General features: G+C 60.1%; 22 protein-coding genes. 13 read left to right on the top strand and 9 right to left on the bottom strand.

The genetic code is table 11. From position 1 onward, the window contains the following. The first annotated feature begins 21 nt into the window (after positions 1-21). The 5 genes from truB to FHP24_RS10610 all read left to right on the top strand — a co-directional run bounded on the left by truB (position 22) and on the right by FHP24_RS10610 (position 5,658). On the top strand, positions 22-951 hold the full coding sequence (gene truB, locus FHP24_RS10630; protein ID WP_139676008.1) for a tRNA pseudouridine(55) synthase TruB: 930 nt from the start codon (positions 22-24) through the stop codon (positions 949-951). Positions 952-1,115: 164 nt separating this feature from the next. Beyond that, positions 1,116-1,385, top strand: a complete 270-nt coding sequence (gene rpsO / locus FHP24_RS10625) for a 30S ribosomal protein S15 (RefSeq protein ID WP_139676007.1) — start codon at positions 1,116-1,118, stop codon at positions 1,383-1,385. Positions 1,386-1,683: 298 nt separating this feature from the next. Further along, positions 1,684-3,819: a polyribonucleotide nucleotidyltransferase gene (pnp, locus tag FHP24_RS10620; protein WP_139676006.1), complete on the top strand. Its 2,136-nt coding sequence runs from the start codon at positions 1,684-1,686 to the stop codon at positions 3,817-3,819. A gap of 96 nt (positions 3,820-3,915) precedes the next feature. Next, positions 3,916-4,923: a class I SAM-dependent methyltransferase gene (locus FHP24_RS10615; RefSeq protein WP_139676005.1), complete on the top strand. Its 1,008-nt coding sequence runs from the start codon at positions 3,916-3,918 to the stop codon at positions 4,921-4,923. A gap of 90 nt (positions 4,924-5,013) precedes the next feature. Next, complete coding sequence (locus FHP24_RS10610; protein WP_139676004.1) at positions 5,014-5,658, top strand: tetratricopeptide repeat protein; 645 nt, start codon at positions 5,014-5,016, stop codon at positions 5,656-5,658. Here FHP24_RS10610 and FHP24_RS10605 read toward each other — a convergent pair. The 4 genes from FHP24_RS10605 to fabA form a co-directional block, all read right to left on the bottom strand. After that, positions 5,655-6,050 (bottom strand): type II toxin-antitoxin system HicB family antitoxin, encoded by a 396-nt coding sequence (locus tag FHP24_RS10605; protein WP_139676003.1) that lies wholly within the window; start codon positions 6,048-6,050, stop codon positions 5,655-5,657. The two genes, FHP24_RS10610 and FHP24_RS10605, sit on opposite strands and share 4 nt — an antisense overlap. Positions 6,051-6,060: 10 nt before the next feature. Continuing rightward, positions 6,061-6,243, bottom strand: a complete 183-nt coding sequence (locus tag FHP24_RS10600; RefSeq protein ID WP_139676002.1) for a type II toxin-antitoxin system HicA family toxin — start codon at positions 6,241-6,243, stop codon at positions 6,061-6,063. Between the two features lie 114 nt (positions 6,244-6,357). Then, a complete protein-coding gene (fabB, locus tag FHP24_RS10595; protein ID WP_139676001.1) occupies positions 6,358-7,581 on the bottom strand; it encodes a beta-ketoacyl-ACP synthase I in 1,224 nt (407 codons plus the stop codon). 45 nt (positions 7,582-7,626) lie between these two features. Next, positions 7,627-8,142 carry a 3-hydroxyacyl-[acyl-carrier-protein] dehydratase FabA gene (gene fabA, locus FHP24_RS10590; protein ID WP_112459053.1) on the bottom strand — a complete coding sequence of 172 codons (516 nt, stop codon included), beginning with the start codon at positions 8,140-8,142 and terminating at the stop codon, positions 7,627-7,629. A 291-nt stretch (positions 8,143-8,433) separates the two neighbouring features. Here fabA and irrA point away from each other — a divergent pair, with 291 nt between their 5' ends. Beyond that, a complete protein-coding gene (gene irrA / locus FHP24_RS10585) occupies positions 8,434-8,850 on the top strand; it encodes an iron response transcriptional regulator IrrA (protein WP_139676000.1) in 417 nt (138 codons plus the stop codon). Positions 8,851-8,853: 3 nt separating this feature from the next. Here the strand turns inward: irrA and FHP24_RS10580 are convergent, their stop codons facing one another. Next, entirely contained in the window at positions 8,854-9,513 is a 660-nt protein-coding gene (locus FHP24_RS10580) for a trimeric intracellular cation channel family protein (RefSeq protein WP_139675999.1), read from the bottom strand. Between the two features lie 168 nt (positions 9,514-9,681). Here FHP24_RS10580 and FHP24_RS10575 point away from each other — a divergent pair, with 168 nt between their 5' ends. Next, positions 9,682-10,110: a hypothetical protein gene (locus FHP24_RS10575; RefSeq protein WP_139676224.1), complete on the top strand. Its 429-nt coding sequence runs from the start codon at positions 9,682-9,684 to the stop codon at positions 10,108-10,110. On the opposite strand, the gene FHP24_RS10570 is transcribed toward FHP24_RS10575, so the two are convergent. The 4 genes from FHP24_RS10570 to FHP24_RS10555 all read right to left on the bottom strand — a co-directional run bounded on the left by FHP24_RS10570 (position 10,111) and on the right by FHP24_RS10555 (position 13,833). After that, positions 10,111-10,899: a YdcF family protein gene (locus FHP24_RS10570; RefSeq protein ID WP_139675998.1), complete on the bottom strand. Its 789-nt coding sequence runs from the start codon at positions 10,897-10,899 to the stop codon at positions 10,111-10,113. Positions 10,900-10,929: 30 nt separating this feature from the next. Beyond that, positions 10,930-11,646 carry a YoaK family protein gene (locus FHP24_RS10565; RefSeq protein WP_139675997.1) on the bottom strand — a complete coding sequence of 239 codons (717 nt, stop codon included), beginning with the start codon at positions 11,644-11,646 and terminating at the stop codon, positions 10,930-10,932. 104 nt (positions 11,647-11,750) lie between these two features. Further along, positions 11,751-12,959: a TIGR03862 family flavoprotein gene (locus tag FHP24_RS10560; RefSeq protein ID WP_139675996.1), complete on the bottom strand. Its 1,209-nt coding sequence runs from the start codon at positions 12,957-12,959 to the stop codon at positions 11,751-11,753. A gap of 49 nt (positions 12,960-13,008) precedes the next feature. Further along, on the bottom strand, positions 13,009-13,833 hold the full coding sequence (locus tag FHP24_RS10555) for an alpha/beta hydrolase (RefSeq protein WP_139675995.1): 825 nt from the start codon (positions 13,831-13,833) through the stop codon (positions 13,009-13,011). 229 nt (positions 13,834-14,062) lie between these two features. Between FHP24_RS10555 and FHP24_RS10550 the strand changes: the two genes are divergently transcribed. Genes FHP24_RS10550 through FHP24_RS10525 form a run of 6 tightly spaced genes read left to right on the top strand, consistent with a single transcriptional unit; the run spans position 14,063 to position 19,480 of the window. Next, positions 14,063-15,205 carry an ABC transporter substrate-binding protein gene (locus tag FHP24_RS10550; protein WP_139675994.1) on the top strand — a complete coding sequence of 381 codons (1,143 nt, stop codon included), beginning with the start codon at positions 14,063-14,065 and terminating at the stop codon, positions 15,203-15,205. 9 nt (positions 15,206-15,214) lie between these two features. Continuing rightward, on the top strand, positions 15,215-16,138 hold the full coding sequence (locus FHP24_RS10545) for a branched-chain amino acid ABC transporter permease (RefSeq protein WP_139675993.1): 924 nt from the start codon (positions 15,215-15,217) through the stop codon (positions 16,136-16,138). Between the two features lie 9 nt (positions 16,139-16,147). Beyond that, the gene (locus FHP24_RS10540) at positions 16,148-17,122 is read left to right on the top strand and encodes a branched-chain amino acid ABC transporter permease (RefSeq protein ID WP_139675992.1); all 975 of its coding nucleotides are present in this window, start codon (positions 16,148-16,150) and stop codon (positions 17,120-17,122) included. Beyond that, complete coding sequence (locus FHP24_RS10535; protein ID WP_139675991.1) at positions 17,115-17,864, top strand: ABC transporter ATP-binding protein; 750 nt, start codon at positions 17,115-17,117, stop codon at positions 17,862-17,864. Before FHP24_RS10540 ends, FHP24_RS10535 begins: the two co-directional genes overlap by 8 nt. Then, on the top strand, positions 17,864-18,547 hold the full coding sequence (locus FHP24_RS10530; RefSeq protein ID WP_139675990.1) for an ABC transporter ATP-binding protein: 684 nt from the start codon (positions 17,864-17,866) through the stop codon (positions 18,545-18,547). The genes FHP24_RS10535 and FHP24_RS10530 overlap by 1 nt, the downstream gene beginning before the upstream one ends. Before the next feature lie 3 nt (positions 18,548-18,550). After that, the gene (locus FHP24_RS10525) at positions 18,551-19,480 is read left to right on the top strand and encodes a glutaminase (RefSeq protein WP_139675989.1); all 930 of its coding nucleotides are present in this window, start codon (positions 18,551-18,553) and stop codon (positions 19,478-19,480) included. Positions 19,481-19,555: the final 75 nt, after the last annotated feature.

The following is a 19,555-nucleotide window of genomic DNA, read 5'->3' as shown; positions in this document are numbered from 1 at the left end:
AAGCACAATCTGAAAGAACGCATGTCCAAACCACGCAAACCCAAGGGCCGGGCGGTTTCCGGCTGGCTTATCCTCGACAAGCCGGTGGACTTCGGTTCGACCGAAGCCGTCTCCAAGATCAAGTGGCTGCTCAACGCCCAGAAGGCCGGTCATGCCGGTACGCTCGATCCGCTTGCCTCGGGCATGCTGCCGATCGCGCTGGGCGATGCGACCAAGACCGTCCCCTACGTCATGGACGGCCGCAAGATCTACGAATTCACCGTGAGCTGGGGTGAAGAGCGTGCGACCGACGACCTCGAGGGTGAGGTGACGGCCTCGTCCGATACGCGTCCGGATGAGCAGGCGATCCGCGATCTCCTGCCGAAATATACCGGCGTCATCAGCCAGATCCCGCCGCAGTTTTCCGCCATCAAAATCGCCGGCGAGCGTGCCTACGATCTGGCACGCGAAGGCGAGACGGTCGAGATCCCGTCGCGCGAAGTCGAGATTTTCCGGCTTACGTTGCTCGGCGTCACGGCAGACGAGGCCTATTTCGAAGTCGAATGCGGCAAGGGTACCTATGTCCGTTCGCTTGCCCGCGATTTCGGTCGCGAGCTCGGTTGCTACGGCCATATCTCCAATCTCCGCCGCACCTTCGTCGCTCCCTTCGGCGAGGACAGGATGGTGCCGCTCGCCGATCTCGTGGCGCTGGAACAGATCGAGGATCGTGACGAGCGTCTCGCCGCACTCGATGCTTATCTGATCGATACCGCCGAAGCGCTGTCCAGTCTTCCGCATCTGCCGGTGACGGAAGAACAGGCCCATCGTATCAAGATGGGCAATCCGATCATCCTGCGCGGCAACGCCGCGCCGGTCGAGGAGCCGGAAGCCTATGCGACCGTACGCGGCCGGCTGATTGCCATCGGAGAGATCGGCCAAGGCGAATTCCGCCCGAAGCGCGTGTTTGGGTAAGCGGTTGGACGGATCCCCTCGCTCGATTCACGGCTCTTTCCTTTTACCTGAAATTCGTCTATAGGCCCCGCAAGCTTTCGGTTTACGAGGCTTTTCACGGCCAAGGCTGGACGACATCCCGGCCTTTGGCGACCCTATTTCCTCTTCTCATAAAGGATCAGACGATGTCGATCACTGCAGAGCGCAAGGCCGAACTCATCAAGGAATACGCAACCGTCGAAGGCGACACCGGTTCGCCGGAAGTCCAGGTTGCGATCCTCACCGAGCGGATCAACAATCTGACGGAACACTTCAAGGGTCACAAGAAGGACAACCACTCCCGTCGTGGCCTTCTGACCATGGTTTCGAGCCGTCGTTCGCTTCTTGATTATCTCAAGAAGAAGGACGAAGGCCGTTACACCAAGCTGATCACCAGCCTGGGCGTGCGCCGCTAATATGGTCCCGGCGGGCATTTCCTCGTGAAGTGCCCGCCGGATCACTTTTCGGTACCTTTATGAAGGTGCCAAAGCCTAAGGTGGACCCGGATGGGCCGGTTTCGCCACCAAAACCAGATCTGTCATGGGGCAGGATTGCAGGATGCTTTTGACCGAAGCCGCTAGGCGGCTTCGGTCAGTTTGAAAAGCCTCTCGTTGTCTTGCCCGTGATGTGTCGCAATGATTGCGGTGAAGTGTGTTGCCGCCCTTTGCAGAAATGCTGGGGCGAGACGCCGTTTCCCGCGTTGAAGGACAACATATGTTCAATACCCACTCCGTCGAAATCGAATGGGCCGGCCGTACGCTGAAGCTGGAAACGGGCAAGATCGCCCGCCAGGCTGATGGCGCCGTTCTCGCCACCTACGGCGAAACCGTCGTTCTCGCCACCGTCGTTTCGGCCAAGTCGCCGAAGCCGGGCCAGGACTTCTTCCCGCTGACCGTCAACTACCAGGAAAAGACCTATGCCGCCGGCAAGATCCCGGGTGGCTATTTCAAGCGCGAAGGTCGTCCGTCGGAAAAGGAAACGCTGGTTTCCCGCCTGATCGACCGTCCGATCCGTCCGCTCTTCCCGGAAGGCTACAAGAACGACACCCAGGTCGTCGTCACCGTCGTCCAGCACGACCTTGAAAACGATCCCGACGTATTGTCGATGGTTGCCGCTTCCGCAGCGCTGACGCTCTCCGGCGTTCCCTTCATGGGCCCGGTCGGCGGCGCACGCGTCGGCTACATCAACGGCGAATACATCCTGAACCCGCATCTCGACGAGATGGAAGAATCGGTTCTCGATCTCGTCGTCGCCGGCACCCAGGACGCCGTCCTGATGGTTGAATCGGAAGCCAAGGAACTGAACGAAGACGTCATGCTCGGCGCCGTAATGTTCGGCCACCGTGGTTTTCAGCCGGTCATCGATGCGATCATCAAGCTCGCCGAAGTGGCTGCCAAGGAACCGCGCGACTTCCAGCCGGAAGACTATTCCGAACTCGAAGCCGAAATGCTCAAGCATTTCGAAGCCGAGCTGCGCGAAGGCTACAAGATCACCCAGAAGGCTGATCGTTACGCTGCCGTCGATGCCGTCAAGGCAAAGGTCAAGGCTCACTTCTTCCCGGAAGGCGTAGAGCCGAAATACACCGCCGAAGTCATCGGCGCGACCTTCAAGCATCTTCAGGCGAAGATCGTTCGCTGGAACATCCTCGACACCAAGAGCCGTATCGACGGTCGTGACCTCGTCACGGTTCGCCCGATCGTTTCGGAAGTCGGCCTCCTGCCGCGCACCCACGGTTCGGCTCTGTTCACCCGCGGCGAAACCCAGGCGATCGTTGTTGCGACGCTCGGCACCGGCGAAGACGAACAGTACGTTGACAGCCTGACAGGCATGTACAAGGAGCGCTTCCTGCTCCATTACAACTTCCCTCCCTACTCGGTTGGCGAAACCGGCCGCATGGGCTCCCCAGGCCGTCGCGAAATCGGTCACGGCAAGCTCGCATGGCGCGCTATCCGTCCGATGCTGCCTTCGGCTGAACAGTTCCCCTACACGCTGCGCGTCGTCTCCGAGATCACCGAGTCGAACGGCTCGTCCTCGATGGCAACCGTCTGCGGCACTTCGCTCGCCCTGATGGATGCAGGCGTTCCCTTGGCCAAGCCGGTTGCCGGTATTGCCATGGGCCTGATCCTCGAAGGTGACCGTTTTGCTGTTCTCTCCGACATCCTCGGCGACGAAGACCACCTCGGCGACATGGACTTCAAGGTTGCAGGTACTGCCGACGGCATCACCTCGCTGCAGATGGACATCAAGATCGCCGGTATCACCGAAGAGATCATGAAGGTCGCACTTGCCCAGGCACAGGGCGGTCGTACCCACATCCTCGGCGAAATGGCCAACGCCATCACCGAAGGCCGTTCGCAGCTCGGCGAATTTGCTCCGCGCATCGAAGTGATGAACATCCCGGTCGACAAGATCCGTGAAGTCATCGGTTCGGGCGGCAAGGTCATCCGCGAAATCGTCGAAAAGACCGGCGCCAAGATCAACATCGAGGACGACGGCACCGTCAAGATCGCCTCGTCTTCCGGCAAGGAAATCGAAGCGGCCCGCAAGTGGATCCACTCGATCGTTGCCGAGCCTGAAGTTGGCGTCATCTATGAAGGCACCGTTGTGAAGACCGCCGATTTCGGCGCCTTCGTCAACTTCTTCGGCGCCCGTGACGGCCTCGTCCATATCTCGCAGCTCGCTTCCGAGCGCGTTGCCAAGACCTCCGACATCGTCAAGGAAGGCGACAAGGTCTGGGTCAAGCTGATGGGCTTCGATGAGCGCGGCAAGGTTCGCCTGTCGATGAAGGTCGTAGATCAGGCCACCGGCCAGGAAATCAAGAGAGCCGACGGCGACGCCGCCGCCGAATAAGCTTTCGCTTAATCAAAACGAGAGGCGCGGAAGTTTCTTCTTCCGCGCCTTTTCTTTATTCGTAGACATACACTCTCTCCACTAAGGTCCGCACCCATGAGCCGCGACGCCCTGAAAACCCTCTTCCATCCTTTCGCTACCGATGCCGTGCCCATGCCCGGTAAAGGCGAGCGGGTGATTTTTCTCGGCGCCGAGGCCGGCAATGCCCGGCCGGAAGGCTTTGATGCGGAGATCACCTCCGTGCAGCCGTTCCGCCCACTCTTTCGCTCGCTGCGCGAAAACGCCTTTCCGGAGCCCGAGGGCGAGGATTACGATGCTGCGCTGGTTCTGTGCGGAAAACATCGCGGCGACAACGAGAACCGCATTGCCGAGGCGCTGGCGCGGGTAAAGGTCGGCGGACTGATCGTCGTCGCTGGCGGCAAGGAAGACGGTATCCAGTCGATCCGCACCATGCTGCTGAAACTCGGTATCGTTCTGGACTACGCGCCGAAATATCATGGCGTGGCGATCTGGTTCGGACGGCCGGAAGATGTCTCTGCTGCTCTGAGCGCACTGAAGAAGCCGGCTGTGACCGTCGAGGGCCGTTACCAGGCCGCTCCGGGCATGTTCAGCCACGAGCGCGTCGACGCCGGTTCGGAGCTTCTCGCGAGCCGTTTCCCGACCGATTTTGACGGCAATGTTGCCGATTTCGGCGCGGGCTGGGGTTATCTGTCGATCATGCTGGCCGAGCGCTCGCCGCGGGTTCATCGCATCGATCTTTTCGAGGCTGACTACCGGGCGCTGGAATTCGCCAAGCAGAACGTCGCCCATAACTCCCCGGATCTGGAGGCACGTTTCTTCTGGCAGGATTTGGGCGCCGAGCCGCCGAAGGAAAAATACGATCTGGTCATCATGAACCCGCCCTTCCACGAGGCGCAGGCCGCCGATCCGGAACTGGGCTGCACGATGATCCGCACCGCCGCCGGTGCCTTGAAGCAGGGCGGCCGGTTGATGATGGTCGCCAATCGCGGCCTGCCTTACGAACCGGTCCTGGCCGAAGCTTTTCGCGAATACGGCGAGACCTGCCGTAACTCCAAGTTCAAGATTCTCTGGGCGAAGAAGTAAGCACCCAAGGAAACGCCGGAGGCTTTATCCCATCTTGCCAATGTTGCCGAATGCAAACTAGAGTTGCATTCGGTGGTGTCGGGGGTGAGCATGAAGCGGGTCGGCTCTGTTTTGATATGGTTGGCCGCATCGGCAGCGCCGCTCCATGCCGAGCCGCCGAATATCAGCTGGGAATGGTATAACGCCGCCGAACTCCATCAGGTCCAGACGGGCCGGGGAAGGGGCGATCCCAGGCTCGCTACCCATTACTTCCGGCTTGCCGCCGAAAAGGGCAATGCGGCCGCGGCCTACAAGCTCGGCGAGATCTATGAAAACGGCCAGGGCATCGCCAAAGACCCGGTTCAGGCCTTCTCCTGGTATATGAAAGCAGCGGCCAGGAACGACAAGCACGGCCAGCTCAAGGTCGGCTGGTGTTACCAGAAGGGCATAGCCGTTGCAGCCGATCCGGCGATCGCTGCCATCTGGTATCGGACCGCAGCCGAGAACGACAATATCTGGGGTTATCATATGCTGGCCTTCATGCTCGCCGATGGCGAGGGCATGAAGAAGGATCCGGCTTTGGCGAGACGCTACCTCGAACTCAGCCTGCCGAAGACCAATGATCATTGGGCAAAATGGAAGCTTGCCCATCTGATCGAGGCGGAAGATCCCGCGAAATCAAAAACATTGCTGAGAGAAGCCGCAACCGCCGGAAATGTTCAGGCGGCGGAGGACCTGAAGCGGTACCGTGATTAAGCGGCGTCGATTTCCTTGCGGGCCGCACTTGCGAGAAAGGCGGAGCGGGTCAGGCCTCGTTCACGAGCGACAGCATCGATTGCATCCAGCATGCCCTTCTCGAATGTTACATTTGCACGCACCACACGCGCATCGTCCTCTATAACGGGGACACGCACCAGGAACGCCCCTTTTGCCAGCTCCGCACGAACAGCCTCACGTGCCGTCACCTGTTCATAGGTCGAGGGGAGAGGGAGTTGCTCGTCTTCCGCCCAAAGACGCAGTGCCTCGATCGCATTTGCGATCAAATCCTCCTCACCGTCGGAGGCGGAAAAGACGGATGGGAGATCCGGAAAGGTGACGCCGAAAGCGCTGCCTTTATCCTTATGCACGATGGCGATGTAGTGTTTCATTGCGTAAGCCTCAAATCCAACCTGCCTGTTTGGCGATAGCCATGGCGGTGCCGACCGGCAGGTCTTTTTTCGGATGCGGAACGATGATCGTCTGTGAGCCTTTGCGGAATTTATGGTGCGATCCCTTGATCGAGACCAACTCGAAACCCTCGCGCTTCAATTGGGCGATGATCTTCTGGCTATTCCGCTCCATCGGTCGCTCCAAACGATACGAGATCCTAATGCGAGTATCCCTCAAACGCAAGACAGGTGCGCATCATGATGCGCACCTGTCTTTGATCGGCCAGTAGAGGCAACCCGTTTGGGTTTACCCGTTGTAGCGCTGGAACACGAGCGTGGCGTTGGTGCCGCCGAAGCCGAACGAGTTGGACAGGACCGTGTCGATCTTGGCGTTGTCGATGCGCTTGCGCACGATCGGCACGCCGTCGAATTCGGGATCGAGGTTCTGGATATGGGCGCTTTCGCCGATAAAGCCGGCCTGCATCATCAGAAGGCCATAGATCGATTCCTGCACGCCGGCAGCACCCAGCGAGTGGCCTGTCAGCGACTTTGTCGACTGGATAGGCGGGATCTTGTCCTTAAAGACTTCGCGGATCGCGCCGATTTCCTTCGAGTCGCCGACTGGCGTGGAGGTGCCGTGCGTGTTGATGTAGTCGACTTCGCCCTTCACCGTCGCAAGCGCCTGGCGCATGCAACGAATGGCGCCTTCGCCCGACGGAGCGACCATGTCGTAACCGTCGGAGGTTGCGCCATAACCGGTGATTTCCGCATAGATCTTGGCGCCGCGGGCCTTGGCATGTTCCAGTTCTTCGAGAACCAGAACGCCAGCACCGCCGGCGATGACGAAACCATCGCGGTCGGCATCATAGGCGCGCGAGGCGCTGGAAGCATTCTCGTTATACTTCGACGACATCGCGCCCATGGCGTCGAACAGGTTCGACATGGTCCAGTCGAGATCTTCGTGGCCACCGGCGAACATGATGTCCTGCTTGCCCCACTGGATCATTTCAGCAGCATTGCCGATGCAGTGTGCCGAAGTCGAGCAGGCCGACGAGATCGAGTAGTTGACGCCGTGGATCTTGAACCAGGTGGCAAGCGTGGCGGATGCCGTGGACGACATTGCCTTGGGCACGGCAAACGGGCCGATGCGCTTCGGGCTGTTGTTCTTGATGGTGATGTCGGCGGCTTCGATCAGCGTGCGGGTGGAAGGACCGCCCGAACCCATGATGATGCCTGCGCGCTCGTTCTGGGCGTAGTCCTTTTCCTCAAGTCCGGAATCAGCCAGCGCCTGCTTCATTGCAACGTGGTTCCAGGCGCCGCCTTGGCTAAGAAAGCGCATGGCGCGGCGATCGACGAGGTCCGTCGCGTCGATATCCGGCTTTCCCCAAACCTGGCACTTGAAGCCGTGCTCCGCGAAATCGGGAGAAAAGGAGATGCCGGATTTCGCAGTCCGCAAGGATTCGGTGACTTCGCCTGCGTCGTTACCGATCGAGGACACGATACCGAGGCCCGTGACAACTACCCGTCTCATTTGCTGTAACCCTTGTTGTTTCCGTGAGTTGGCCTTGAGTTCACCTCAGGCCGTCTTATCCTTGGACAGGCCGACGCGAAGGTCGGTCGCCTGATAGATAGTCTCTCCATCGGCCTTCAACCAGCCGTCTGCGGTGCCGAGCACGAGCCGGCCCTTCATGACGCGCTTGAAGTCGATGCCGAATTCGAGAAGTTTTGTGGTCGGGCGGATCATGCCCTTGAACTTTACTTCGCCGGTCGAAAGCGCCATGCCGCGGCCTTCTTCGCCCAGCCAGCCGAGAAAGAAGCCGGTCAGCTGCCACATGCCGTCAAGACCGAGGCAGCCCGGCATGATTGGGTTACCTTCGAAATGGCAGGGGAAATACCAGTCATCCGGCTTCACATCGTATTCCGCGCGGATATAGCCCTTGTCGAAGGCGCCGCCGGTTTCGGAAATGTCGGTGATACGGTGGACCATCAGCATCGGCGGCAGCGGCAATTGCGCGTTACCCGGTCCGAAGAGTTCACCGTGCGCGCAAGAGATGATTTCTTCGTAGCTGAAGCTGGACTGTCTGGTGGTCATCGAATTCCGCGTTCCCCTATGATCGCTAGGTCAGGCGGGCCAAGCCTGTTCCAGGCACGGCCATGATTGAAGCGTTCAACATTCCAGGCCCTGCGTATTGGGCCTCAGAACGTCGTTTTGTCACGTCCGCATATAGGAACCGGAGCGTGCAAACCAGAGGCGCGGGCATAAAATCCGAATATTTGAGACACCGCGCGCGCATCCGACGCGGGAAACTGTTGAAACTCAAGCCGTCAAAAGTTATATCCGAAACTTGAGAAGTATCGCGAGTTGCAGGAGCTCCAGGATAGAATGGCAGAAGCCATGCCCGAAATCGAAGTGAAGTTGCGCCGTTATGGTCTGCGGCCGACACGGCAGCGCGTTGCGCTGGGCGATCTTCTTTTCGCCAAGGGTGACCGCCACCTGACGGTCGAGGAGCTGCACGAAGAGGCGATTATCGCTGGCGTGCCGGTTTCGCTGGCCACCGTTTACAACACGCTTCACCAGTTTACCGAAGCCGGGCTGATCCGCGTTCTCGCCGTCGAAGGCGCAAAGACCTATTTCGACACCAACACGTCGGATCATCACCACTTCTTCGTCGAAGGACGCAATGAAGTGCTGGACGTACCGATCGGCAATCTGGTTATCGGCAACCTCCCGGAACCTCCGGAAGGCATGGAAATCGCCCATGTGGATGTCGTTATCCGCCTGCGCGAAAAGCGCTCCTGACGCTTAACGGCGTTTTTTCCTTTTACCGGACTTCAGAGCTTCCTCGGGAGGCCGACCCGGCCGTGACATGTAGCGCGGCAGGGTCCAGCCGTAGTGAAGCGCGCCGCCGCGCAATGCAAATGAGATAACCACGCCGAAGCCGGCGCTGACGATCAGCGGCTGCCCCATCATATGTACGGCCGTAAATGCCCCGGCGCCTGCCAGTGCGGAGGTGATGTAGATCTCCGGCCGCAAAAGCACCGACTGTTCGTTGGCCAGGACATCGCGCAGCACACCGCCGAGCGTCGCGGTCATCACGCCCGTGACGATCGCGATCGTCGGAGAACCGGTGGCGGCCATGCCTTTGGCGGCACCCAGCACGCAATAGGCGGCAAGGCCGATCGCATCCAGCCATAAAAGCAGCTTGTAGCGCGATTCCACATAAGTGGCGGTGAAGAACACGAAAGCACCGGTTGCTACGCAGATGAGAATATAGGCAGGGTCCATGACCCAGAAGACGGGACGACCGAGAATAAGGTCACGCACCGTTCCGCCACCCGATCCCGTCACCGCCGCAAAGAACAGGAAACCGATGAAATCGAGCTCCTTTCGCGAGGCGGCAAGTGCGCCGGTCGCTGCAAACACCGCAACGCCCGCATAATCGAGTATCATCAGCAGGGACATGTCGTTCTCCAGCGTCGCGCAAGTGCTTAAGGCTAAGGGTTGAGGATATAGTCCGTGCCGTGCGTACACGTCATCCGTGCCGCTGCATCATGAACAGATCAATTTTCCGTGGTGAGAACCGTGAAAAAGCATTTTGTCGCGATAATCCAAGCCATTGCCCTTCTGGTGATGATGCCTGTCATGGCATCGGCTCAGCAGCAATTGCTGCAGGACCCTGAAATGTTCGAAAAGGGTTTCTTTCGGAAAAGCTGCAAGACGGTCGATTTCGGCCCCGATTTCGTCAAGCGCTTCGATATCAACAACGACAATATCGTCGATGTGGTAATCGATCACAGCGCCCTGACCTGCGACGGGGTGCGTGGTCCGAAATGCAATCAGGACGGCTGCCCGCAGAATTTCTACGTTCAGGCCAAGGAGGGCGGTTACATCATGATAGCCACCGCGCAGGTCTACGGTTACGATTTCGTACAGTATTTCGGCAACATGGTCTTCATGTTCAAAATGCATCCGCGTTTCTGCGAGCGCACCGATGCCGAGCCTTGCGAAATGCGCGTCCGAGTTCGGGGCACGAAATTCGTCACGATTTCCAAGAAGTAGTTATTGCGGGAAGATCCTGTCTATCCGGCCCGTCAGATAATATGCGGTCAGGCTCATCCATTCGCGCACGGCCGTCGTGGTGATCTGCGCGTTGAGCGCTGGTTGGGTGAAGTCGAGGGCGGGCGAGACAACGCCGCTCGTTCGGTAATCGACCGGCCAGGGGGTGACCGTGATGCCGGCTTTGCGGAACAGGCCGACCGAGCGCGGCATGTGAAAGGCGGAGGTGATCAGCAGGCAGTTTTCCAGACCCTGAGCCTTTAGGAGTTCGGCCGTATTGAGGCTGTTCTCGTAGGTCGTGCGAGAGGTGTTTTCCTTGATCAGCCGGTCCGGCGATATGCCGAAGGCCGAGAAGAAGCGTTCCGCCGTTTGTGCCTCGCCCTCGAAGGTACCGCTGATCGACCCGTCGCCGCCTGAAATCAGGATACGCGCCTCAGGGTAATTGCGGGCGAGCCTGAGGGCTTCGACGAAGCGGTCGGCCGACTGGTTGAGCTCCATGCCGCCCCGCGCCGTATTGATCTCGTTATCGAATGCGCCGCCGAGGATGATCATGCAGGCGACTTCGGAGGGCTCGGTTGCCGGTTTCGGAAAGCCTGCTTCCAGAACCTGAAGCGCGACAGTCCCCGTTGTCGTGAACAGCGTGATGAAAAGCGTGAGTGCGGCCAGAAAAGCCGAGAGGCCGGAAAACCTTCGCCAGCCGACGACGGCGAGCACTGCCGCAAGGGCAGCCAGCAGGAAGGCAAGAGAGAGCGGTTGGGCGAAAACCCAGAATAGTTTGGAAAGAAGAAACATGAAGGCTCGCGAATTCGATTCGCGGCCAGTCTACAATGCGTCGCGACGCCGGTGAACGATCGGCTGCTGGAAATGCAGGTGGAGTGGGCGTGGCAGGGCCCTGGTGGCGAGCGCGACGACGATCGCCACCAGGGCAACGATCGAAAGCGCATCCTTGCCCATGTAGTGGGTCGCGAAAGCTCCGGCCAAGGCTCCGGCCGCCATACCGGTCCAGGGCACGGTCTGGATCAGCCAGCCCCGCGGATTGCGGTCGCCGATCATCCACCGTCCAATGCCGCGGCCGAAACGGGACAACGCACCGGTAATATAGGTCAGCCCGATCGGCAGGCCTTCGATCTGCTCCACGGTCGCATTAATCATGCCCATGGAAAGCACGACGAGATAGAATTGCAGCCGAAGGTGATCCGCCGGCACGACCGAAGCGCCCGCAAGCAGGATCGCTACCGTCGAGAGCACTGCGAAGGCGCGCCGTGCCGATACCCGATGGGCAAGCACGATGCCGAGCGCATTGCCGAGGACAAAAATCCAGATTGCGCCGAACAGGGTCAGCGCATGAGCATAGTTGCCGTCTGCAAACGAGATTGCCGCGCGCGTCGTGTTGCCGCTCATGAACGAGACGAAATCTCCGGACAGGATGAGGCCAATGGCATCCGTCATCCCGGCAATAAAGGAAATGGCGGCAACAAGCGCCAAACCGGTTGTGGTCCGTCGTTTGCGGATGAGGTGTCGACGTCGCTGGCGTGTCATTGGACGAGAGTGGTTGGGGTGCTTTCTAGGCAATCTGCCGTAAAGCCACCTGGCGGCATTGATCCATGACAATAGCGGGAGAAAGGCGCGCGGTCCTGTCGAAACTAATTGTTTGAAAGCCAGTTCTTGATGCCGCGTGCCGCTGCCCGCCCGGTGGCGAAACAGGCGGTCAGCAGATAACCGCCGGTCGGCGCCTCCCAGTCGAGTATTTCACCGGCCGCGAACAGTCCGGGACGGGATTTCAACATGTAGCGCTCGTCGATTTCGCTCCAAGCGATGCCGCCGGCCGACGAGATCGCCTCGGCGATCGGACGAGGTCGCAGAACCGGGATAGGCAGCACCTTGATCAGAGCCGCCAATTGCTCCGCTGGCAGCCGGTTCGCATCCGCAGAAAGTTCGCGGATGAGCGCGGCCTTGACGCCATCCAGTCCGGCGCCCTTGCGCAAGCGGTTGGAAAAGCTTGCCCTGGCATCCTGTCTTGCGAGATCACGGGCGAGACGTTCCGGCACTCGTCCCGGCATCAGGTCGACGGTAAGGGCGGCTTTCCCGTCACGGGCAAGCCGATCGCGCAGTGCTGCCGAATGGGCATAAACGAGACTGCCCTCTATCCCGTGTTTGGATATGACGAATTCGCCCGGATAAGTGCCGGCATCGGATGTCGTTGAGACCGATTTCAGCGGCGCACCGGCGAAACGCTCGATGAAGACATCGCTCCAAGCGACATCGAAACCGCAATTGGCGGGTTGCAGGTCGTGAACATTTATGCCCTGGCCCTTCAGCCACGGCACCCAGGCGGCATTCGAACCGAGCCTTGGCCAGCTTGCGCCGCCGAGCGCAAGAAGTGCGGCGTCGGGCCGGATGGTGGTTTCGCCGTCCGGCGTTATGAAGCAAAATCCATCACCGTCAAAGCCGGCCCACCGATGTCGGGTCTTCAGCGTCACGCCCTGCGTTTCAAGCCGCTTCAGCCATGCGCGCAGCAGCGGAGAGGCTTTCATCACTGTCGGGAAAACCCGGCCGGATGTGCCGACGAATGTTTCCGTGCCGAGCCCCGTCGCCCATTGCCGCACGTCGTCCGGCGTGAAGTCATTCAGAGCCGGCCGCAGGCGAGGGGAAGCGCTGCCGAAACGTTCGGCAAAACGGGCAAAATCCTCCGAATGGGTGATGTTCAGCCCGGATTTTCCGGCAAGCAGAAATTTGCGCGCAAATGTCGGCATTGCATCGTAGACGGTCACGCAAAGACCGGCTGCCGAAAGCACCTCCGCTGCCATCAGTCCCGCCGGCCCGCCGCCGATGATTGCCACCTGTTTCGTCATGCTCCCCGGTTACGGCAGATCGTGCCGCTTTTCCAGAGGCTTCGTATCGTCACGAAAGCAGCGCTTCCGTCAGCGGATGATGCGGATCGGCAAGTCCGTCCAGAATGTTGAAATGGTGCCGGTCGGGCTCCTCGACGCAATCCGTCTCGGCGTCGAGCCCCTTCCAAATATTGGCGAGCAGGGCGTTCTGGCGCAGGAATTCCGAGCGCTCCGAAGCGCCGACCCAGCAGGTAACGCGGGTTCGAAAGAGCGGTTCGAGAAGGGCCGGGCTTTCAAGGTAGGCTTCCTCGATATCGATCCGCTGCATTTCGTTCATCTGCGTATTGATGATCGGCCGCAGGTCGTGAACGCCGGAGATCGACACGACATTGACGATCCGTTTGCGGATCTCCTCCGGCAAGGGAGATGAGGCGCTGGCCATGCGGGTGACCAGATGACCGCCGGCCGAATGCCCTGCCAGTCGGATCGGGCCGGAGACGATCTCAGCTGCGGCCTCGATCGCCTTTCCGATCTCCTGCGTAATCTCCGAGATCCGGTTTTCCGGGGCATGCGTATAGGTCGGCATCGCCACGGCATAACCGGTTTCAACCGCGCCATGGGCGAGATGTGAAAAATAGCTGTTGTCGAGCCTGATCCAGAAGCCGCCATGGACGAAGACGACGAGACCGAGCGGATCGCCGGCAGGCACGAACAGATCGAAACGGTTGCGCGGCTTGTCGCCGTAACTCAAGCCCAGCTTCGCCTGACCGGTTTCCACCATGCGCTCGCGATACGCCTTCGCCGGTTCGGCCCATGCACCCGGCCAGCGATCGCCCTGCGGAATGTTGATGCCGTTGGCATAGGCGTCGTCCCAGTCGGTGATCTTGTGGCGCATGCGGTTCTCCATAAAAGTTTTTCCGTCTTTTTCCACATATCGTATCGCCGGTTCAGGGAAAGGGCGATGACCGTACACGGATGCGAGAGAACCTTTGTCTGCACTGTTTCTGAAAGCGACGGGGGGCTGCGAATTTTCGCTCTGGAGGTGGAAGTTTTGCGAGGAATGTGGAAGGTAGGAGCCAACTGCCGGACAGGCGGATTGGGGAACGAAGAAGGGGAATACGAAGATGAAAAAAATCCTTGCAGCAGCCACGATGGCGCTCGGCCTCGGCCTCGGCGTGTCGGGTCTGGCGATGGCCGAACCGCTCAAGATCGGCATGATCACCACGCTGTCTGGCGGCGGTGCCGGCCTCGGCGTCGATACGCGCGACGGCTTCATGCTGGCGATCAAGCAGTCCGGCAACAAGGACATCACCGTCGTCACCGAAGACGATGCGCAGAAGCCGGAACTGGCCGTCCAGATCGCCGACAAGATGATCCAGAGCGATCAGGTCGACGTTCTGACCGGCATCGTCTGGTCGAACCTGTTGATGGCGGTGGTGCCGGGTGCGGTCGCGCAGGGCAAGTTCTACGTGTCCACCAATGCGGCGCCGGCCGCTCTTGCCGGTGCCGGCTGCAACAAGCTCTATTTCAACGCCGCCTACCAGAACGACAACCTGCACGAGGCGATGGGCGAATACGCGGCTAAGACCTACAAGAAGATGTTCATCCTCGCGCCGAACTACCCGGCCGGCAAGGATTCGCTCACCGGTTTCAAGCGGTATTACAAGGGTGAGCTGACCGGCGAGGTCTATACCAAGGTCGGCCAGACGGACTACGCCGCCGAAATTGCCCAGATGCGCGCATCCGGTGCCGATGGCATCTTCGTCTTCCTGCCGGGCGGCATGGGCATTTCCTTCATGAAGCAGTTCGCCCAGTCGGGCGTCAAGATTCCGGTCATGGGCCCGGGCTTCTCCTTCAGTCAGGACGTTCTGCCGGCAATCGGTGATGCAGCGTTGGGCGCCAAGGCGTCGGGCCAGTGGGCACCCGATTTCGACACCGATGTCAGCAAGAAGTTCGTTGCCGATTTCCAGAAGGAATACAGCCGCCTTCCGTCGATCTATGCCCTGCAGGCCTATGATGCCGGCCAGTTGATCGTATCGGCTGCCGCCAAGGCGAGCGTCAAGGATGCTGATGCCTTCCGTGCCGAACTGCTGAAGGCCGACATCAAGTCGCCACGTGGAAACTTCAAGTTCAACACCAACCAGCATCCGATCCAGGACATCTACCTGACGGAAGTGGTGAAGAAGGACGGAGTTCTGACCAACAAGACGGTCGAGAAGATCTTTGCCGATCACGGCGATGCCTATGCCAAAGACTGCAAGATCTAAGGTCGCAGCGTGACCATCGCACTTGCTCTCGAGCAGCTGCTGAACGGCATCCAGCTCGGCGTCATGTTGTTTCTCATGGCAGCCGGGCTGACGCTGATCTTCGGCGTCATGGGCCTCATCAACCTCGCTCACGGTTCGCTCTACATGGTCGGAGCATTCGCCTGCGCCACCGTCGCCGCCTGGACCGGTTCGTTCTGGCTTGGCCTGATCGCCAGCCTTGCCTGTGCCGCTGCCGCCGGTGCGATCGTCGAGCTTGCCGTCATCCGACGGCTTTATGACCGCGACCATCTCGATCAGGTGCTTGCGACTTTTGCGCTGATCCTGATTTTTTCTGAAGGCACCCGCTGGCTGTTCGGCGATTTCCCGCTGTATCTCGATATTCCGCCGCTGCTGCAGGGTATCGTCAACCTGCCGGGAGACGCGAGCTATCCGGTTTACCGTCTGGCGATCATTGCCGTCGGTGCGCTGATCGCGCTCGGCCTTTACTTGCTGATCGGAAAAACCCGCCTCGGCATGCGCATTCGTGCCGGCGAAAGCGACCGGGAGATGATCGGCGCGCTCGGCGTCGACATCCGCACGCTCTACACGCTGGTTTTCGCGCTGGGATCGGCGCTCGCAGGTCTTGCCGGTGCCCTTGTTGGCGCGCTGCAATCGGTACAGGTCGGCATGGGTGAGCCGGTGCTGATCCTTGCCTTCGTCGTTATCGTCATCGGCGGTATCGGCTCGATCAAAGGCGCTCTCTATGGCGCGCTTCTGGTCGGCATTACAGATACGCTAGGCCGTTTTCTGCTGCCGCAGCTTCTGGCGGTTTTCGTCGATCCGTCCCAGGCTGGCATGATCGGCGGCGCGATGGCCTCAATGCTGATCTATGTCGTGATGGCCGTCATTCTGGCCGTCAAGCCGCGCGGGCTTTTCCCGCCGGCACATGCGTGAGGCCGAAAAATGCTGACACGCGAAAACACCGTCAATCTCTTAGCTGCCGTTCTGCTGCTTGCGGCTCCTTTGGCCGCCAATGCATTCGGCCAGCCTTTTTATGTGACGCTGGCAACCCGCATCGCCATTCTGGCGCTGGCAGCGCTTGGGCTCAACCTTGCGCTTGGTCTTGGTGGCCTCGTTTCCTTCGGGCATGCCGCCTTCTTTGGCATCGGCGGTTATGCGGCGGGGATACTGTCCAGCCACGCGCTCTCCTATGAGCCGATGATCTTCGGTCTACCCGGCACGGTGCAGATGCCGATCATCTGGATTGTCGCGGTGATCGCTGCCGGTCTCGTGGCGCTGGCGATCGGCGCGATCAGCCTGCGGACATCCGGCGTCTACTTCATCATGATCACGCTTGCCTTCGCCCAGATGGTCTATTATTTCGCCATCTCCTGGCCGGCCTATGGCGGCGAGGACGGGTTGTCGATCCTGGTACGCAACCAGTTTCCGGGTATCAACACGATGAAGCCGCTGAGCTTCTTCTTCGTCTCTTATGTCGTGCTGCTGGTCGGCATCGGCCTTTTTTCCCTGATCCGCGCCTCCCGTTTCGGCGCGGCCCTGCAGGCGGCAAGGCAGAACGAGACGCGCGTCGCCACAGTCGGCATCCATCCCTATCGTATCCGCCTGACCGGCTTCGTCATCTCGGCGATGATTACCGCGCTTGCCGGTGCGCTATACGCCGATCTCAACCGCTTCGTCAGCCCGTCCATGCTCTCCTGGCACATGTCCGGCGAGCTGATCGTGCTGATCATTCTCGGCGGCACTGGGCGGCTGTTCGGGCCGCTTGCGGGGGCTGCCCTTTATGTCGCCTTCGAATTCGCGCTGGGTGGCCTGACGGAACGCTGGCAGTTCTTCCTCGGCCTCATCCTTCTCGGTGTCGTTCTGTTTGCGCGCGGTGGATTGCTTGGCCTTCTGGCAGGAAAGGCCAGACATGGTTGAGCCGGTTCTCCAGATAGACAATCTCGTCAAGAATTTCGCTGCTCTTCGCGCAACTGACGGCGTTTCGCTCGATCTTCGACCCGGCGAAATCCACGCGCTGATCGGCCCGAACGGCGCCGGCAAATCGACGCTGATCCACCAGATCTGCGGCACGCTGAGGCAGGATTCGGGCACGATCCGTTTTGCCGGCGAGGATATCGGCACACTGAATACCGCCGAACGCGCTCAACGGGGGCTTGGCCGCACGTTTCAGGTGTCGTCGCTGGCACCGGAATTTTCCGCCTTGCGCAACGTCATGCTCGCCGTGCAGGCAAAGCAGGGATCGAGCTTCGGTTTCTTCCGGCCGGTGATGCGCGATGCCTCGCTTGTCGATCCGGCAATGGCGATCCTTGAGCGGGTAGGGCTTGCCGACCGTGCGCGTCTGCCGGCAGCCGAGCTTTCCCACGGCGAGCGCCGCCAGCTGGAAATCGCCATGGCTCTGGCGCTGCAATCCAAGGCCTTTTTGCTCGACGAGCCTATGGCCGGCATGGGGCCGGAAGGTTCGAAACGGCTGACGGGCTTTCTCGACACGCTGCGCCGGGAGGCGCCGATCTTGCTGGTCGAGCACGACATGGATGCGGTCTTTGCACTCGCCGACCGGATTTCGGTTCTGGTTTACGGCAAGGTCATCGCGACCGGAACGGTGGACGAGATCCGCAACAATTCCACGGTCCGCACCGCCTATCTGGGAGATCACGCCTGATGCTTCTGGATGTTCAGGATATCACCACCTATTACGGCGCCAGCCAGGCACTGTTAGGTGTAGAATTCAGGATGGGCGAAGGCGAGGTCGTGGCGCTGATGGGCCGTAACGGCATGGGTAAATCGACGACGATCAAGTCGATCTGCAACCTCGTGCCGCCGAAGACCGGCCGCATCTTTTTCGGTGGCAAGGGGACGGAGCGGATGGCGCCCTACAAGGTGGCGCGGCTCGGCGTCGGGCTGGTGCCGGAAGGACGACGCTGTTTCCCCAATCTGTCCGTCCATGAAAATCTCGTGGCTGCTGCGAGGCCGGGCAAGTGGACCTTGGATAAAGTCAATGCGCTGTTCCCGCGGCTGCAAGAGCGGCATGCGCAGATGGCAAAATCGCTGTCGGGCGGCGAGCAGCAGATGCTGGCGATCGGCCGCGCGCTGATGACCAATCCGCGCCTGCTGATCCTCGACGAGGCGACGGAGGGGCTTGCCCCCGTGATCCGGCAGGATATCTGGCGGGCGATCCGGCAATTGAAGGCGGAAGGTCTCTCCATTCTCGTGGTGGACAAGACGCTTTCCGAGCTTTTGCCGGTTGCGGACCGTTGCGTCATCCTCGAAAACGGAAGAAGTGTCTGGACCGGTGTCCCGGCCGAACTAACTGCGCAAGTGCAGGACCGATATCTCGGGGTGTGAACGATGAGCGACCTGCAGGCAATCGTTGATGAAATCCATGCAAAGCTGCAGAAGCGGCTGGGCGAAGGCAAGGTCGCCGATTACATCCCCCAGCTTGCCCATGTCGATCCGAAGAAATTCGGCATTGCGTTGGTCACCACAGACGGCAACGTTCACAGCGCCGGTGATTGCAATGAGCCTTTTTCGATCCAGAGCGTGTCGAAGGTCTTCACTTTGACGCTGGCACTCGGCAAACATGGCGAAACGACCTGGAACCGCGTCGGCCGAGAGCCCTCGGGTTCGGCCTTCAACTCCATCATCCAGCTGGAACATGAGGAAGGCAAGCCGCGCAATCCCTTTATCAATGCCGGCGCGATTGCGGTCAGCGATCTCGTGCTGGCGGGGCATACGCCGCGTGAGGCGATCGGCGAGATTCTGCGTTTCGTCCGCTATCTGGCGGATGACGATACGATTGCCATCGATCCCGCGGTGGCGAAGTCCGAGGAGGCGACCGGTTTTCGCAACTTCGCGCTTGCCAACTTCATGCGCTCCTTCGGCAAGCTCAGCCATCCGGTCGAACATGTGCTCGGTGTCTATTTCCACCACTGCGCCATTGCCATGACCTGCACCCAGCTTGCCAGGGCCGGCCTTTTCCTGGCTGCCAGCGGTCGCAACCCGATGACCGGCCACACCGTCGTCTCGAGCCAGCGGGCGCGGCGGATCAATGCGCTGATGCTGACCTGCGGCCATTATGACGGCTCCGGCGAATTCGCCTATCGCGTCGGTCTGCCGGGAAAAAGCGGCGTCGGCGGCGGCATCATGGCCGTTGCCCCGGGGCAGGCGTCGATCGCCGTCTGGTCGCCGGGCCTCAATCACAATGGCAATTCTTTGGTCGGGTCGCTGGCGTTGGAAATGCTGGCGGATCGGACGGGCTGGTCGGTGTTCGGACACTGAAACTGCCTAAGCAGGTAAACATAAAAAAGCCCGGCACCTCTTTTTAGAGTGCCGGGCTTTTCCGTCCTGAAAGGA

Source organism: Aliirhizobium smilacinae, assembly GCF_006335145.1.
Lineage (GTDB): Bacteria > Pseudomonadota > Alphaproteobacteria > Rhizobiales > Rhizobiaceae > Neorhizobium > Neorhizobium smilacinae.
This window is presented reverse-complemented; position numbering and strand designations above follow the sequence as displayed.

Bases quoted from the DNA above. Each gene is read 5' to 3' on its own strand.
- truB (WP_139676008.1), top strand. From the start codon at position 22: ATGTCCAAACCACGCAAACCCAAGGGCCGGGCGGTTTCCGGCTGGCTT.
- rpsO (WP_139676007.1), top strand. From the start codon at position 1,116: ATGTCGATCACTGCAGAGCGCAAGGCCGAACTCATCAAGGAATACGCA.
- pnp (WP_139676006.1), top strand. From the start codon at position 1,684: ATGTTCAATACCCACTCCGTCGAAATCGAATGGGCCGGCCGTACGCTG.
- FHP24_RS10615 (WP_139676005.1), top strand. From the start codon at position 3,916: ATGAGCCGCGACGCCCTGAAAACCCTCTTCCATCCTTTCGCTACCGAT.
- FHP24_RS10610 (WP_139676004.1), top strand. From the start codon at position 5,014: ATGAAGCGGGTCGGCTCTGTTTTGATATGGTTGGCCGCATCGGCAGCG.
- FHP24_RS10605 (WP_139676003.1), bottom strand. From the start codon at position 6,050: ATGAAACACTACATCGCCATCGTGCATAAGGATAAAGGCAGCGCTTTC.
- FHP24_RS10600 (WP_139676002.1), bottom strand. From the start codon at position 6,243: ATGGAGCGGAATAGCCAGAAGATCATCGCCCAATTGAAGCGCGAGGGT.
- fabB (WP_139676001.1), bottom strand. From the start codon at position 7,581: ATGAGACGGGTAGTTGTCACGGGCCTCGGTATCGTGTCCTCGATCGGT.
- fabA (WP_112459053.1), bottom strand. From the start codon at position 8,142: ATGACCACCAGACAGTCCAGCTTCAGCTACGAAGAAATCATCTCTTGC.
- irrA (WP_139676000.1), top strand. From the start codon at position 8,434: ATGGCAGAAGCCATGCCCGAAATCGAAGTGAAGTTGCGCCGTTATGGT.
- FHP24_RS10580 (WP_139675999.1), bottom strand. From the start codon at position 9,513: ATGTCCCTGCTGATGATACTCGATTATGCGGGCGTTGCGGTGTTTGCA.
- FHP24_RS10575 (WP_139676224.1), top strand. From the start codon at position 9,682: ATGATGCCTGTCATGGCATCGGCTCAGCAGCAATTGCTGCAGGACCCT.
- FHP24_RS10570 (WP_139675998.1), bottom strand. From the start codon at position 10,899: ATGTTTCTTCTTTCCAAACTATTCTGGGTTTTCGCCCAACCGCTCTCT.
- FHP24_RS10565 (WP_139675997.1), bottom strand. From the start codon at position 11,646: ATGACACGCCAGCGACGTCGACACCTCATCCGCAAACGACGGACCACA.
- FHP24_RS10560 (WP_139675996.1), bottom strand. From the start codon at position 12,959: ATGACGAAACAGGTGGCAATCATCGGCGGCGGGCCGGCGGGACTGATG.
- FHP24_RS10555 (WP_139675995.1), bottom strand. From the start codon at position 13,833: ATGCGCCACAAGATCACCGACTGGGACGACGCCTATGCCAACGGCATC.
- FHP24_RS10550 (WP_139675994.1), top strand. From the start codon at position 14,063: ATGAAAAAAATCCTTGCAGCAGCCACGATGGCGCTCGGCCTCGGCCTC.
- FHP24_RS10540 (WP_139675992.1), top strand. From the start codon at position 16,148: ATGCTGACACGCGAAAACACCGTCAATCTCTTAGCTGCCGTTCTGCTG.
- FHP24_RS10535 (WP_139675991.1), top strand. From the start codon at position 17,115: ATGGTTGAGCCGGTTCTCCAGATAGACAATCTCGTCAAGAATTTCGCT.
- FHP24_RS10530 (WP_139675990.1), top strand. From the start codon at position 17,864: ATGCTTCTGGATGTTCAGGATATCACCACCTATTACGGCGCCAGCCAG.
- FHP24_RS10525 (WP_139675989.1), top strand. From the start codon at position 18,551: ATGAGCGACCTGCAGGCAATCGTTGATGAAATCCATGCAAAGCTGCAG.